This is a genomic window from Nostoc sp. (genome assembly GCF_036917155.1).
GTDB lineage: Bacteria > Cyanobacteriota > Cyanobacteriia > Cyanobacteriales > Nostocaceae > Nostoc.
This window is the reverse complement of sequence record NZ_JBALDZ010000250.1, coordinates 1-16,093: the sequence shown is the minus strand read 5'-3', so window position 1 is coordinate 16,093 and position 16,093 is coordinate 1. Positions and strand designations below refer to the sequence as shown.

The 16,093-nt window shown below is 37.7% G+C and carries 8 protein-coding genes; 2 read left to right on the top strand and 6 right to left on the bottom strand.

Annotation, left to right across the window (positions count from 1 at the left end):
• Positions 1-292 precede the first annotated feature (292 nt).
• The 5 genes from V7K67_RS34035 to V7K67_RS34015 all read right to left on the bottom strand — a co-directional run bounded on the left by V7K67_RS34035 (position 293) and on the right by V7K67_RS34015 (position 6,773).
• Positions 293-1,717 (bottom strand): ATP-binding protein, encoded by a 1,425-nt coding sequence (locus V7K67_RS34035; RefSeq protein ID WP_335170309.1) that lies wholly within the window; start codon positions 1,715-1,717, stop codon positions 293-295.
• Positions 1,718-1,801: 84 nt separating this feature from the next.
• On the bottom strand, positions 1,802-2,359 hold the full coding sequence (locus V7K67_RS34030; RefSeq protein ID WP_442943995.1) for a methanogen output domain 1-containing protein: 558 nt from the start codon (positions 2,357-2,359) through the stop codon (positions 1,802-1,804).
• Positions 2,360-3,209: 850 nt separating this feature from the next.
• Positions 3,210-4,253: a sensor histidine kinase gene (locus V7K67_RS34025; RefSeq protein WP_334732590.1), complete on the bottom strand. Its 1,044-nt coding sequence runs from the start codon at positions 4,251-4,253 to the stop codon at positions 3,210-3,212.
• A gap of 6 nt (positions 4,254-4,259) precedes the next feature.
• A complete protein-coding gene (locus V7K67_RS34020) occupies positions 4,260-5,411 on the bottom strand; it encodes an FIST signal transduction protein (RefSeq protein WP_334732589.1) in 1,152 nt (383 codons plus the stop codon).
• 42 nt (positions 5,412-5,453) lie between these two features.
• Complete coding sequence (locus V7K67_RS34015) at positions 5,454-6,773, bottom strand: hybrid sensor histidine kinase/response regulator (protein ID WP_335170307.1); 1,320 nt, start codon at positions 6,771-6,773, stop codon at positions 5,454-5,456.
• Positions 6,774-7,423: 650 nt separating this feature from the next.
• Here V7K67_RS34015 and V7K67_RS34010 point away from each other — a divergent pair.
• Positions 7,424-8,389, top strand: a complete 966-nt coding sequence (locus V7K67_RS34010; protein WP_335170305.1) for a terpene synthase family protein — start codon at positions 7,424-7,426, stop codon at positions 8,387-8,389.
• Positions 8,390-8,537: 148 nt separating this feature from the next.
• A complete protein-coding gene (locus tag V7K67_RS34005) occupies positions 8,538-9,926 on the top strand; it encodes a cytochrome P450 (protein ID WP_334708871.1) in 1,389 nt (462 codons plus the stop codon).
• Between the two features lie 323 nt (positions 9,927-10,249).
• Here V7K67_RS34005 and V7K67_RS34000 read toward each other — a convergent pair whose 3' ends face one another.
• Positions 10,250-15,925 (bottom strand): ATP-binding sensor histidine kinase, encoded by a 5,676-nt coding sequence (locus V7K67_RS34000; protein ID WP_335170303.1) that lies wholly within the window; start codon positions 15,923-15,925, stop codon positions 10,250-10,252.
• Positions 15,926-16,093: the final 168 nt, after the last annotated feature.

Below are 16,093 nucleotides of genomic sequence, written 5' to 3'. Positions count from 1 at the left end.
GGATTAACTTCTGCCTTTAATTGCTGTAACCCCTTCACCCATTCTATTTTGCCTGATTTCAGCAACTAATTACCCCTGTGAACGGTTACGTTTTTCATATCAACTTAAAATAGTTAGAATTCAAGATTGATGAATAAATATAGGACTTACGCACTGTACAAATTTATCGTGATGTGTATTAACGAAAATGGGTTGTTTCAGGCTTTTCTAAATTATCCTTATGATTGCCAATTGACCACGCTGTAGGGGCAATTCATGTAGACGCAAAGCGGCTTCCCGCAGGGTATTGCCCCTACGGATGTACCTCACGTGAACGAGAACCGCTATATGAGACAGAGCTAACAGGTATCTTAATTACAAATTCTGCACCTTTTCCTGGAACAGAAAAACACTTAAGTTGTCCGTTATGTTTTTCAACTATAATCTGATAGCTTATATATAGCCCTAGTCCAGTACCTTTACCCACAGATTTAGTGGTGAAAAAAGGATCAAATAGCTTTGAACGAACTTGTTCATTTATCCCTAAACCATTATCAGCAATAGTAACCTCTATCCACTTTTGATCGATTAACTCAGTTTTTATTTGAATTTTAGGATTATTATCTGCGAGTTGTTGATTGTCAGTAGTTTGTGGATTTACGGCTGACCAATGACCATTATTAGCCCATAACTCGAGGGCATCGATTGCATTACTAAGAATATTCATAAACACTTGGTTGAGTTGACCAGGGTAGCAAGTTACATTAGGTAATTGACTGTATTTTTTGATAACTTTGATTTCTGGGTACTCATGCCTAGCTTGCAGACGATGCTCTAAAATCATTAAAGTACTATCAATTCCTTCGTGAATATTAACTTGCTTAAATTCTGCTTCATCAAGTCTGGAAAAATTACGTAGCGATTTAACAATTTCTTGAATGCGTTCTGTTCCCACTTTCATTGACTCGAAGAGTTTAGTTATATCTTGAATCAGAAAATCTAAGTCTATTTCTTCTACTTTTGCTTGGATTTCTGGAGGAATATTTGGACAAATTTGTTGATAAATTTGCACCAATGTTAGTAAATCCTGAGTATATTTATGGGCGTGGTGAAGATTCCCATAAATAAAACTCACGGGGTTATTAATTTCATGGGCAATACCAGCGACCATCTGACCTAAACTAGACATTTTCTCAGCTTGGATAAGCTGAGTTTGGGTAAGTTGTAGTTCGTTTAGTGTTTCTTGTAAATCAGTTGTGCGTTCCTCAACCCGAACTTCTAGCTCTTGATTAGCTTTCTTAAGTGCTTCCTCCGCCTGTTTACGTCTTTGCACTTCCTTTGCTAACTCATCAATTTTTTCGTTTAACAGAACAAAATTACTGCTAGCTACAACTCTATTTTCCAAGCGTAAGAGAATTAAAGCTGAAGATTCAGCAGACCAAGGTTGAATAACTGCTCCTTGACTACGACATATTAAGGTTTGTCCATCATTTTTTCGTAAAGTCAAGGAGCCAATCACCATTGCTCTGCTACTTGAACAGGCTTGCAGATACTTGACAACATCTTTGGTAGACTCAGTTACAAGTTCAAAGAGCATTCTTTCCCGCAGTTCTTGACGGCGTAACCCCAACATATCTGCAACTGGTTGATTGGTAGCTAACAACTGGCCCTCTCCACTCACCAGAAGTAAAGGTTCTGGTAAAACTCTGGCAAGTTCAAGAAATTGTTCAGGAGTCATGAGGCTTCCAATTTCAGGGTTCAACTCTACTTTAGATATCTGCACTCAAGTTTATATCCTGGGGTTGGTTTAGTATTTAAGGGTTTAGACAGATTCCAGTCCCCGAAAGTATTCTCGACCTTCTGCATCTTCTGCTTCTTCTGTAGGTTTTAAGTAAACAATAACTCTACATCCAGAAGCACCCTCGGCTATGGTGTCTTGCAATTCTACTTTCGCATATCCCAGGTTATTAGCTGCGATCGTCCCAAAGACGTTTGAAGTCATCATACACATAGCAGGGCGATTAAGTACTTTTTCGGCAAATGGGCAGACGCGATTGCCAAAGACAATTTTTTCATCATTCTGCTCAATGACATAAAAATCGCCCTGGATTCGTTTTTTTAAATCAATCAAGACATCAGCCACTTGCTTACGAGAAAGGCTGGAAACTTCCAGGGCAGATTTATAATCTTGGTCAATCTGCCTACCCATTCTTTCACCAACTACGCTAATAAATCCAGAAGCTTCTTTTAAGCCAACTACATCCTGTAAAGTGCCAGATAATTCTCTAATTAATGTACGTAAAAATATATCGCGTTCTAAAGAAAGATTAAGGGTAGCTATCGAGTGGTCAAGTGCATTACTCATAAGTTTTGAGGACATAATCTTGGAACTACAGTTATAGAGTTCCCAAAAATACATCTAAAGTAACTGCTTAATCTCTTTCTTCAGAGAATTTGATGCTTGCTTTTGTTTATAAGACAATACAGTTCAGTTAAACTTCTCTTCCTTCTCTTTCTTTACATCCTTCTCCCTTGGCGTTAGCCTCTCCCTTTGGGAGCTACGGTGTACACACATCTTGGTAATGAAGCCCAAACTTTGGATTTACCCCCCCTTAATCCCCCGATGCTTTGGGGGGAATATCCGGTTCTCCCCCAAAGCATCGGGGGAGTTAGAGGGGGTGAAAAGGACTTGTGTGTACACCAGAAGGGGAGACGCTAATGCGAATGGGGTAGCCTACGGCAAGCCGCTCCGCGTCTACGTTAAAAATTTGACTTTGATAACAGAGTTTTAGCCTTAACTGAACCGTATTGATTTGTAATAAACCGGAATAATCATCACAATTTCTGAACCTTGTTGTTGCAACAGTTATCAACTGGGTAAGGTTTCTTTTCACTTACATCTTCATCTGTAATTAAATACAAATTATTACATCGTGATGATCTATGATCAAATTTAACATTTATTTCTCCTATAGGAATCCTATTTGATTCCCGAAAAAATCTAAGTATAAGTATATGTAGTAGTGTGGCAAGGCTAAAACGTCGTAAAAAAATTGTAGGTTGGGTGGAGGCTTTGCCAAAGCCAACATCCTGATATATGTTGGGTTGCGCTCCGCTCCACCCAACCTACGTCTAATGCACTATTTTTTTGCTTTCATACCCTACGTGTATTTCAACAATCAAATAGGAGTCCTAGACAATTAATTTTAATAATTAATATAGTTGCTACTTCAAAAAATTGGAATAGTGATTCTAAATTCAGAACCTGCTCCTAACACAGAATTTACTTCTAGAGTTCCTTGATGTTTTTGGACAATTATTTGATAAGCAATTGATAATCCTAATCCTGTTCCTTTTCCCACAGGTTTAGTTGTAAATAAATGGTCAAACATTTTTTGTTGAACATCAGATGATATTCCCACCCCATTATCTTGAATCCGAATCGAGACATGATTGTTATCTTCAGTTAGGGCAGTATGAATAGTAATTTGATTAGGATTTAGCTTAATCTCATCAAAACCCAGTCCATAATTAGACTCTTCTAAAGCATCAATTGCATTTGCCAATAGATTCATAAATACCTGATTTAGTTGTCCTGGAAAGCATTCAACTAGAGGAAATTCTCCGTAATCTTGAACTAATTCAATAGCAGGGCGAATTTTATTAGCCTTCAAACGGTGCTTGAGAATGATCAGAGTGCTATTAATACCTTCATGAATATTAAACAGAACTTTTTGTTCTGTATCTGCTCTAGAGAAAGTTCGCAGACTATTACTAATGTTGGAAATACGATCCGTGCCTTCTCTCATTGAGGAAATGAGTTTAGGTAGATCGTCGCGCACATACTCCAGATCAATTAATTGAATTGTTTCTTCAATTTCCTGAGATGCTTTAGGATAGGTTTGCTGATAGAGGTTAATGAGATGTAACAAATTCTGAATATACTCTTTAGCTGGAGTCAGATTACCTGCTATAAAGCCAACTGGGTTATTAATTTCATGAGCTACATCTGCGACAAGACTTCCCAAAGTAGACATCTTATTTTGCATTATTTGAAGATTAAGAAGCATTGTTTCGAGTTCATGACTCCTTTCTTCTAACTTATATTGATATTCATTTAATTCGTCAATTACTTTTTTGAGCAAAAATTCTTTTTTCTTATTTGTCTCTTCGAGTTTTATCCGGTCTGATTCAGAGCGTTCTAATTTTTTTTGGATAATTCTATTCGCTTTTTTTAATTCCTTAATTTCTTGTTGACAATCCAATATTTCCATCAGTTTTTACCGAGTTCCCAAAATTAAAGTTACAAAAGTTTCATTATGAAATTGCGTCTGACTAATTCGATCTATAGGAGCAATCTCTCCATAAGAATAAAATCCACAGGCAGGTAAATAGTCAGTCAGACAAAATTTTGTATTTTGATACTCTTCTTGTGCCCTCGTACCAAGTATTTGCCGACGAGCTACGCATGAAAAAAATAAAACAGCACTTGGTTTCGCACCTGGATAATTATCTAAAGCATTCATGAATGACGCCTTGGATGCTGCCAAAATATCTTCATGATCTGCTTCTGAAATTTGAATAACTGCTTGATCGGGAATATCTCCAAAAAAAGTGATGCTACCAGATTCGTGATTATAAGCAATAGGCGCTCTTACATAAAAATTGTCTCCATTTTGATCAAACACTGCTAGTGGATATTCCATTGAAGGAGGAAGCGAACCTAGATAATGATGATAAAAATCTAAAGCTGGCTTGCCATCTATTTCATAGACTATGTTCTTATCTACCTTAGTCACTTTGCTTGTTTGACCAATAGGATGCCAACCACTTGCAACAGCGTGGGAAAACAATATTGTTCCGGAAAAAAGTAGAATTGGTACAGAATCACTTAATACTTCTGTTTGAAAAAATTGATATGTACTTTGATACCTTGACTGATCGCCTGCCAAACCACCGAATATCGGCACATATTGACCAAGAGCTAGCTTTAAGCCATTTAATATAGAGATACCACTAGTTGTGAGGCTCTCTGGATGAGTTAAACATAGCTTTGGGGGTGCGGTACTTTTTGCTTTAGCTTGCTCCACAGCTTGTTTAGTTGCAGTAATTGAATCGCTTGAAACTTTGCGTCCAATTCCTGCATGTATTTCAACTTCGTCTGAGCAAAACAACATCAAGGTGATTGAGTCCTGCTGAAACTCTAAGACGGAAGAAATTTCTCCATCTGTTGTTCCACCAATCAACTCAATACCAGGAAAAGCCTGATGAATTTGCTGCAAAATGAGAGCATGTTCAAAGTCAATTGCAGCAAAAATAATTCCAGCTTTTGGTATATCTCCTGCAAGAGAACTAGCACATTGCAGAATAACTTCTTCAACTGCTGATAGAGAATCTGGATCGTTACTGTGACCTACTACTGCCTTGAACATAAATTTACTTATTATGTTGATGAACGTGATTTGCTCTGATTTTTAAATGGGAAGCCTGATGATAAACTCTGAACCTTTTCCTAGTACTGAATTTACCTCTAGAGTTCCGCCATGTTTTTCGACAACAATTTGACGGGCAATTGACAGTCCTAATCCTGTACCTTGACCCACAGGCTTAGTGGTAAATAAATGGTCAAAGATTTTTTGCTGAATATCAGCCGACATTCCCACGCCATTATCTTTAATCCGAATCAATATATGATTTTTATCTTCAGTGAGTAGAGTCTGAATCAAAACTTGATTGGGATCTGCTTCAATTTCAAGATAAGTACGTCCTATATTAGACTCCTCTAAAGCATCAATAGCATTAGCTAATAAATTCATAAATACCTGATTTAGTTGTCCGATAAAGCATTCTAAGTCTGGCAATTTATCGTAATCTTTAATTACTTGAATATCAGGACGATCCTCTGATGCTTTTAAACGGTGTTTGAGAATCATAATAGTGCTGTCTATACCATCATGAATGTTGCAAGAAACTTTGCGATCGCTATCTGCTCGAGAAAAGGTTCTCAGACTAGTACTAATATTACGAATGCGCTGAACACCCTCTTTCATTGAGGAAATTAAATTAGGTAGATCGGAAAGCATATACTTCAAATCTATTGCTGTAATTTCCTCTTGAATTTCTGGAACCGGATTAGGATAGTGCTGCTGATAGAGATCAATCAGGTTAATCATATCTTGAAAATATACTGAAGCGTGTCCGAGATTGCCATGAATGAAACCAACTGGATTATTAATTTCATGGGCGACTCCTGCTACTAATTGACCAAGAGCAGACATTTTTTCTGTCTGTACAAGCTGGAGTTGAGACTCTTGTAGGTCTTTTAATGCTCTGGATAAGGCTGCTGTTCTTTCTGAAACTCGTTTTTCTAAAGTTTTTGTGAGATTTCGTAATTGAAGATGGGTTTTAATTCTAGCTAATAATTCTTCTTCATGAAAAGGTTTAGTAATGTAGTCAACTGCCCCGATATTTAGACCCTTTACCTTACTATCAGTATCAGAATTAGCCGTCATGAAAATTACGGGTATATCACAAGTAGCTGAATTTTCTTTCAGCATTTTACATGCTTCAAATCCATCTATTCCTGGCATCATTACATCTAATAAAATCAAGTCAGGTAGTGTATCTTCAACAATTTGAATTGCCCTCTTGCCATCATTTTCTATAATTACTTTGAAGCCAACATTAGTTAATATATCAAAGACAATTTTTAAATTTGTAGTAGTATCATCAACTACTAAAATTAGATTATCTTCTGGTTCATCAAGTATTTTCATATCTGGCTTTTCATTCATGTATTTAAATTGATTTAACTCCTTGTTAGTTATTCACTATTCGTCTGGCGATCGCAGCTAAGTCTCCTCTATTTTATTGTCGGACTGACTAACAATTTTCTAGTCTGACAATCCTATAGTTCCCAAAAATTCTTACAACAGCAACATTCTCACACTAAATTGCCTATAGCTTATAGCTGGGGCGATCGCTACAGCATGGAAATTCACTACCAATCTTCACTTTCGCCGGAGTTGAAGATCCTCTTTCATGAAAGCGATCGCTCTGAAATTAGTCATTATTACCCTTGTCTTTTTATAAAATGAGCGCTAATTGGAACAATATTTTTGATGTCATACGTTAACTTTTTCAGTTAGTCAACAGCATTTCTCGTGAATGAATATACACAGAGATAGCTATTTTTATTAAAAAAATATAATTCCAGATAATTACGGTTATTTTTTAATAAAAAACATTGAACAATATTGAGATAACTTTTAAAACTTCATATAGATTTACATAGTAATAATAGTGGCGTAAATCATATTTACGCACTTGAGAAAACATGGAATCAGTGTGAATTTTTGCAAAAGTTTTTTCAAAGACTCCTAACAGTATTGTCTTTGTTCTACTGTGATGGATTTTTTTGGTACTTTAAACTAATTCATTTTTTATGAATCAATTAACTTACCCAGATTTATACTGCCCATTTCCATCCCAGATCAATAAGCACATTGATATTCTAGAAGACCACGCCCTTGAATGGGTAACTCGCTTTGACCTCTTGGCTAATGAATCATCTTATGAACGTTTTTGTAAATCAAAATTTTTCTTTTTAGCAGCGAGTGCCTATCCTAACTGCCAGCTTGAAGAATTGAAAATTGCAAATGATTGGTTGAGCTGGGCGTTTATTTGGGATGACCAGTGTGATTTATCAAATTTAGGAAGACAACCTGATGTTCTCAAAGATTTTCATAAGAGATTTTTGGAAATATTGAACGGTGCAGAACTCACGAGTAAGGATATACCACTTGCTTATGCCTTAAGTGATTTACGACAACGGATACTTCAAAGAGGTAGTCAAGAATGGTTTCATTACTTTGTTGATCGCTATGAAGACTATTTCGATGGCTGTGTTCAAGAAGCAGTTAACCGCGCACAGGAAATTACACCCGATGTTGACAGTTATATGCTTATACGTAGATTAACTTTAGGTGGATATGTTTTCCTTGCATTGATGGAATTTTGCAATTATTTAATAATTCCTGATTCTCTCAGAAATCATGAGGTGATGAAAGAGTTAAAAGCGATGACAATTAACATTCTTGCTTGGTGTAATGATATTTTCTCCGTACATAGAGAAATGTCAAGTGGCGATGTTCATAATTTAGCATTGTTAATTTATTATCAACAAAAGGTTTCTTTAGAACAAGCAATTCTCACAGTTAGCGAAATGCACGATCGAGAAGTACATCGCTTGAAAGAGTTTCAATTATCTCTTCCATCTTTTGGAGAGCAATTAGATGCAGAACTTGCCAAATATATATCAGGACTACATAGCTGGATATCTGCCAATCTGAATTGGTATTCTCACTCTGGTCGCTATCAAACTATAGACAGCTTGGAGTTAAATCAATAAATTCTCACTCTATCTTTATAAGAAAATAGGATACCTGTTAGGTATCCTATTTTGCTGAAAGCTCATCATAGATGAACCCATATTATTCTGTTAAGGGTTTATCCTCGCTAATACAATTTTTCGATTTTGGTTTGGACTTAAAATTCATATGCAACTACCTAATCCTCTCAAAACCCCTTCTTTGCTACAAAAGTTTCAGTGGATTACTGACCCTGTGGGCTACATGGAAAACGCAGCTCAACAATATCCCGACATTTTTACTGGTAGGACAATTGGCTTTGGCGATACTGTAGTATTTGTGAATCATCCTCAGGCAATCCAAGAAATTTTAACGAATGATAGAAAGAAATTTGTCGCTGCCGGTGAACTCAATAAAATTACTGAACCCTGGTTAGGAAAAAATTCAGTTCTCATACTTGATGGCAGTCGTCATAAACAACAACGACAATTGATAATGCCTTCTTTTCATGGAGAGCGAATGCAAAGCTATGGCCAACAAATCTGTAATATTACCGAAAATGCCTTTAGTCAGTTACTACTAAATCAGCCCTTTTTGGCTCGTAACATAACACAAGAAATATCTCTACAAGTTATGTTAAAGGTTGTCTTAGGGTTGTATGGGGGAGAAAGATTTCAAAAACTTAAGCATTCACTGCCATTGCTGTTAGATCTCTCTCATTCACCTATCACTTCTAGTTTTTTCTTGCTCCCATTCTTGCAACAGGATTTAGGAGCTTGGAGTCCTTGGGGAAAATTTCTGCGCGATCGGGAGACAACCGATAAATTGTTCTACGCCGAAATTGCTGAACGCCGCCAACAACCTAATTCAGAATGTGTCGATATCCTTTCCTTGCTGATCTTAGCTCAAGATGAAACTGGTCAATTTATGACAGATCATGAATTGCGCGATCAGTTAATGACCCTAATAATTGGCGCTTATGAAACTACGGCATCTGTAATAGCTTCGGGATTGTATTGGATTCACCAAAAGCCTCTAGTCCGTGAAAAACTGCTCCAAGAAGTGGACACTCTCGGTGATTCCCCAGACCCTATGAGCATTTATCGACTGCCATATCTTACGGCTGTCTGTAATGAAATCTTGCGAGTTAGCCCTGTTTTACCGTTCTGTTTCCCAAGGGTAGTACAAGAACCCGTTAAACTCTTGGGACATTCTTTAGAGCCTGGAACAGTATTGCTTCCTAGTATTTATCTTACTCATCAACGTGAAGATTTATATCCCCAACCTAAGCAGTTTCGACCCGAACGTTTTCTAGAACGCCAATTTTCTCCTTATGAATTTCTGCCTTTTGGTGGTGGTGTCCGTCGTTGTATTGGTGAGGCTTTGGGTTTGTTTCAAATGAAATTAGTATTGGCAACCATCCTATCACGCTATCAGTTAGCGCTAGTTAATCAGCAATCTGAGCGACCTCAGCGTCGAGGTCTTACCCTGGCATCTGCAAGTGGAGTCAAGATGGTAATTACAGGACGACGACGTGAGGCTCAAGAGTCTTTAGTGAATAAACTCATCGGCATTTAAGTTACATAATCAGGGCGCTCATGTTGTCCACCCCACAAGATATTGAGAATTTAATATGCAAATTAGATGTATTTTAGCTTATGACATTACATCGATATCCTAGTAGCTTGTCAGAGTTGTTTTGATGAATTTTAGAAATCACCCAGTTTGTGTGACAAACTGGGTTTTTACAATTGTAGATTGGGTAGAACGCACCTTACTTAACCGAACTTTGTATCTTAATAGAAGTGTAGGAATTACGAACAAAAAGATCCCCGACTTCTTGAAGAAGTCGGGGATCTGAGCCTCTCACTGGAGAGCAAATCAAATAAGATTGCCATAGTCTAGATATCTGACTGTTGTATCGGTATCTCAATCACGAATTCAGTCCCCTTTTCTAATGTGGAATCACAGGTTAAGCTACCCTTGTGTTTGTCCACAATAATCTGATAGCTAATCGACAAGCCCAACCCCGTGCCACTTCCTACTGACTTGGTGGTGAAAAATGGGTCAAATATTTTTTGCTGTACAGCTTTGGTCATACCCGAACCGTTATCAGCAATCCGAATTATCGCTGTATTAGAATCTGTTAGTTCAGTAAAGATGTGAATTTGTCCTACCCTATCAGAAACGGCTGATGCTTCTATGTCCTTTGTGATTTGTTCTTTATTATTTACCAATGATGGATCGCCAATGGCAAATGACTCTTCTAAAGCATCAATCGCATTACTCAGGATATTCATAAACACCTGATTTAATTGACCAGGGAAACACATAACCTCCGGTAATTTGCCGTATTCTTTGATGACTTCAATTTCAGGAAAATTGTTCTTTTCTTGAATTCGGTGTTGTAAAATCATTAAGGTACTGTCTATTCCCTCATGAATATCTACAGGCTTCATCTCAGATTCATCTAGACGAGAAAAGTTGCGTAAGCCCAAAACAATATTGCGGATACGCGAACTTCCTATTTTCATTGAATCTAGAATCTTTGGTAAGTCTTCTGTGAGGAAATCTATGTCAATTTCCTCATATTTTTCCTCAACTAAAGGCGAAGGACGAGGATATTCCTGCTGATAAATAACTACCAAATCCAGCAAGTCTTGGACGTACTCACTAGCATGATTAATATTGCCATGAATAAAGTTAATAGGGTTATTGATTTCATGGGCAACTCCTGCTACCATTTGTCCCAAAGAAGACATTTTTTCACTTTGAATCAATTGGATTTGGGTACGTTGTAATTCTTGTAGAGTTTGTTGTAAAGAGTAATTTTTGTCGTTGAGTTCCTGCGTTCTTTCCTGGACTTTTTCTTCTAGAGTATGGTTGTATTCCTCCAAGCTTTCTTTAGCTTGTGCCAAATTTTTGTAGAGGATAGCATTCTCTAGAGATATTGCTGCTTGAGTGGTGAGGAGTTTGAGAATTTCTACGCGATCGCGTGTAAATGCTCCTGTCGTCAAATGATTTTCTAGGTAAATAATCCCAATCAATTTACCTTGATTTAGAAGAGGTATAGACAACAAACTCTTAGGTTCTTCACTCAGAATATAGCTATCATCTGCTAAAAAGGAAACAGTCATTGCATCATCAATAACCAAAATTTCTCTGGAGCGTTTAACGTAGTTAATCAAAGTAATCGGAACATCGTAACTGGACTCCAAGGAAGTTGACGAAAACTCCGTGTAGGTATGGTCAAAATTTGAACTTGAACAAACCGCTGTAACAGTTAATGCTAAGTTATCACCTTCACTTAAAATTAAAGCGCATTTAGAAGCTCCTGCATTCTCCATTACAACTTCCATCAAAGTAGAAAGTAATCGCTCAAGCTCGATTTCGCCGGAGAGTGCTTGAGATGCTTTAATGAATGCGGCTAAATCCAGAGAATCAGAAATACTTGTCTTCGAGGCAATAACAGTTTGTTGATTACTCAGGGTAGATAAAGATGATATAGATGTGTTATTTGAAGAAGTGCTTTCCTCACTGGAATGGATACTCAGTTTTTCTTGCTGAAATATAGAAGCCAGTAATTGGGGATAGCGTTTTGCCAAATCGTCAACTTTGGCTAATGCTCCCCAGCGAACATAGCTATAGTAAGCATCTGTTAGATAGGTTTGGGCAATCTTATGTTTACCCCATTCTAAATAGAATTTGGCGGTAAGTTCTTGAGCGAGGGCTTCTTCATTAATATACTCATTTTCTTTGGCAAGGAAGATGGCGCGATCGTAAAATTCCATTGCTTCAAGATATTGACCACCAATCCGATAGCGTTCAGCCTCTACAAGATAATATTTGTGTAAATAATTCATTGGGGCATGATGTGCCCAATGCTCCATTTTTTCTTGATTGGCTTGAACCCGATCGAGAATACATTTTTGCTCAGATTCGGATACCTCAAAATACACAGCTAGACCTGCCAAAGAATCATAAAAATGGAAAACTGGAACAACTAGATGTCCTATTGCAGTATCTAAATACTTTTTCGCTAGTGTGGCATTTTCAACTGCCTGATGAAATTCTTGAAATAGATAACAGAGATGAAGTTTGCTGACATAGAGATATAGAAGTCCAAGTCCATCTTTAGTTTCCAAATGGATCGGCAGCATTTTATCTTCGTTATAAACCTCACCAATTAAAGAACAGGAATTTTCTGCACACCCTAGTAGATTCAATACGCTCTGCCGATAAATATTACTCCATTGGAATACTGTTTTTTGCTTGAGTTGTCTGATGGCATTATTATAATTTGCCATTTCTTGTTCTAGCTCTGAAAGTTCTCTACCGATAAAATATGAGCAGTAAGAATAAATGTGTAGAGAATAAGCTGCATATTCTAAATCTCCTGTTTCAATACCGATAGAATAAGCTTGCAATAAAGGTTTTAATATTTCCTTGGCGTGCTCCTTACAAGGTCTAATAAGTGAAAGAAAAGATCCAAGAACTTTCGCGCTAATTTCTTTAATTTGTAACCTAGATAAAAGATTTACAGCTAGTTTACCAAATTGATAGCCAGGCTCAATATCTCCCACTAGCGCAGACAGTATTAGTCCATAATTAACATAGGCAAAGGCAGACGATGGTGCATTGCCATATTGTAGGGATAAGTTTATCTGTTTAACAATAATCAGTGGTAATAGTTCAGGAATAGCTTGATAGGTTAAAGCATGAATACTCGATAAAATATTCATAACTGCTAGTGTTTTAGCTTCTGTCATTTCTGGTAGGTCAATTAAATCTTTAATCTGCCTACCAGCCAGATTTGATGCTATTTCTGCCATTACTAGCTGAACATCAGATTGGCTTGGATGTTCAGGAAACTCTACTCCCAAAAGCTTCAAAAAGGCTAGTGCAGTATTAATTCCTTTGAGTGCTTGGTTCTGTGCCCCAGATGCTTTAATTTTTACTTCGTAAACTTTAACTTTATCTATAAGAGTTTTCCCTCGTAGCAACACTATCTCTGCTAATTGCTCGGTTTGTTCAAAGTCGCCGTCCAAGTATGCTGCCTCTGCGGCTGTCTGATGCAAAGCTAGGATTAGCTCATATTTCGTCTCCCAACTATCATCTGTCAGCAATTGAATACCAGTAGTTAAATACTTAACGGCAGCGGGATAAGCTGTTGATGCTAAAGCTTTACGTCCAGCAATTAGATTCATCTGGGCCAGTTCATCTCGTTTAGCTTGAGGAGAGATGAATTCCACTGCGGTATTAAACTGATTGACAAGCTCGAAAATCTTTTCTTCCTTTTCGGCAACTGGAATATTGTTCAATAACAGTAGCCCAATTTTTAAGTGAATTGGCTTTTTTTGTTCTTCAGGAATTAAAGAATAAGCAGCTTGCTGGACTCGGTCATGTACGAATTTATATTTAGGTAGCTGTAAATTAGAAGTTGAAAATTGCGTAGATTCTATTCCATGAGTAATAAATTCATTAGCATCATCTTTTGAAAAGATGTTGTAATTTTCAGTCTGTGGTAAAATTAGCCCATCAAGTAATGCTTGCCACAAGTCTGATGCTGTATCTACTACAGATTTTTCATTGACGATCGCTAGAGTTTTTAAGTCAAATTGACTCCCAATGCAGGCAGCCAGTTTCAGAACTTTTTGGGTATATATTGGCAATTTTTCTATTTGCAGGGCGATAAATTCTACAACATCATCTGTGAGAGCTAATTCTTTGACTTTTAAAATATCATACTGCCAATGACTAACATCAAAATTTAAGAAAATTAGCCCATCATATTGTAAAGATTTGAGAAATTGAACGGAAAAGAAGGGGTTGCCTTTAGTTTTTGCAAACACCATCTGGGTGAGAGGAACCGCAGCGATTTCAGGACAATGAAGGGTATCAGCAATGAGATGATTTAAATCACCCTGATTTAAAGGTGTTAGGGTAATTGTATTAATATTTACTGCTGCTTGTTCAATCTCCTGTAGTGTTAAATAAAGCGGATGTGCCTTGGAAACTTCGTTATCTCGATAGGAACCAATTAACAATAAACCACCCTGATTTTCATCCAATTGTTCTATCTCTTCAGATAGAGAAGACAACGTGTTTTCACACATTAATAACTGAATTAATTTTAGAGAAGCTGTATCTGCCCATTGCAAGTCATCGAGAAAGATAACTAGAGGGCGTTCTTTCATCGTGAAGATTTGGATGAATTTTTGAAACAATAAATTGAACCGATTTTGGTTAGCACTGCCAGAGAGTTCTCTAACTGGAGGCTGCTTGCCAATGATCTTTTCAAGTTCAGGAATTACATCAATAATCACCTGAGTTTGTGTACCCAATTCCCGTATAATTTTGGCTTTCCATTCTTGAATTTGGGCATCACTTTCTGAGAGCAGTTGCCCGATTAAGTCTCGAAAAGCTTGCACCAATCCTGATAAGGGAATATCGCGTTGAAACTGGTCAAATTTTCCTTTGATGAAGTAACTACGCTGCCGCACAATAGGTTTATGAACTTCATTGACCACAGCAGTTTTGCCAATGCCAGAGAAACCCGCGACTAATATCATTTCTGTTGCCCCTGCTGTTACGCGCTTAAAAGCCGCGAGTAGGGTTTCAACTTCACTTTGGCGACCATAGAGTTTTTCGGGGATTATGAAACGGTCTGAGATGTCTCTCACGCCTAGTTCAAAGGGTGCAATATTTCCTGTTTCTTGCCACTGGTTTTGGCACACCTCTAAATCATGCTTTAACCCCAAAGCACTCTGATAACGGTCTTCGGCATTTTTTGCCATCAACTTGCTGATGATCTCAGACAAAATTGGCGGAATATTAGAGTTAATCCGGCTGGCTGTTGGCGGTTGTTTGGCAATGTGAGAGTAAACCAACTCCGTCGGATCTTTGCTGGTGAAGGGTAACTGTCCGGTGAGGAGTTGAAAGAAGGTGATACCAAGGGAATAAAAATCAGTACGGTAGTCGATACCTCGGTTCATCCTGCCGGTTTGTTCTGGGGAAATGTAAGCCAGAGTACCTTCTAAGATGTTGGTATTGGTGAGAAATTGAACTTCTCTTGGTAGGAGGGTGGCAATACTAAAGTCGATGAGTTTTATTTCATCTGTGGTAGGGTTTATGAGGATGTTGGCAGGCTTGATGTCTTTGTGAATAATGCGATCGCGATGCAGTCTTTCAAGGGTAGAAGCAATTTTAATCGCAATGGGGAAAAATTCGTTGAGAGAAAGCCAGTTTTCCTTCTTCCCCTTGTCCTCCAGTCGCCAGTCTTGGAGGGGAATGCCACCAAAATCTTCCATCACTAAGACGTAGCTGTTACGGTAGTTTTCTAAGCTATAGGTTTTGACTATGCCAGGAATATCAAGGTTTTTGGTGATGATATATTGATTTCGGAACTGGGCGATTTCCGCAAAGGTAGGATATTCATTCCGCATCAATTTGAGAATGACTGATTTTTTATCTTCTTCTCTGATGCCCCGATAAACTAGGGTTTTACTGCCTGAGTAGATTTGCTCGGTAATCCGATAACCAGGAAAGGAATATAATGTATCTAATAGTACTAACATTGCAGACTATGCATATAATTATTGTTTCTATGGCTTATTATTCCCGTGCGAAGACTATCCTTATCATTCAATAGCAGGACTTACGCAACTGTCACAAGCAATGGCGCGGTTACACCGCGCCGCGCGCCAAACAACTACATGATAAACATGGGAACAGCAGGACGTTTT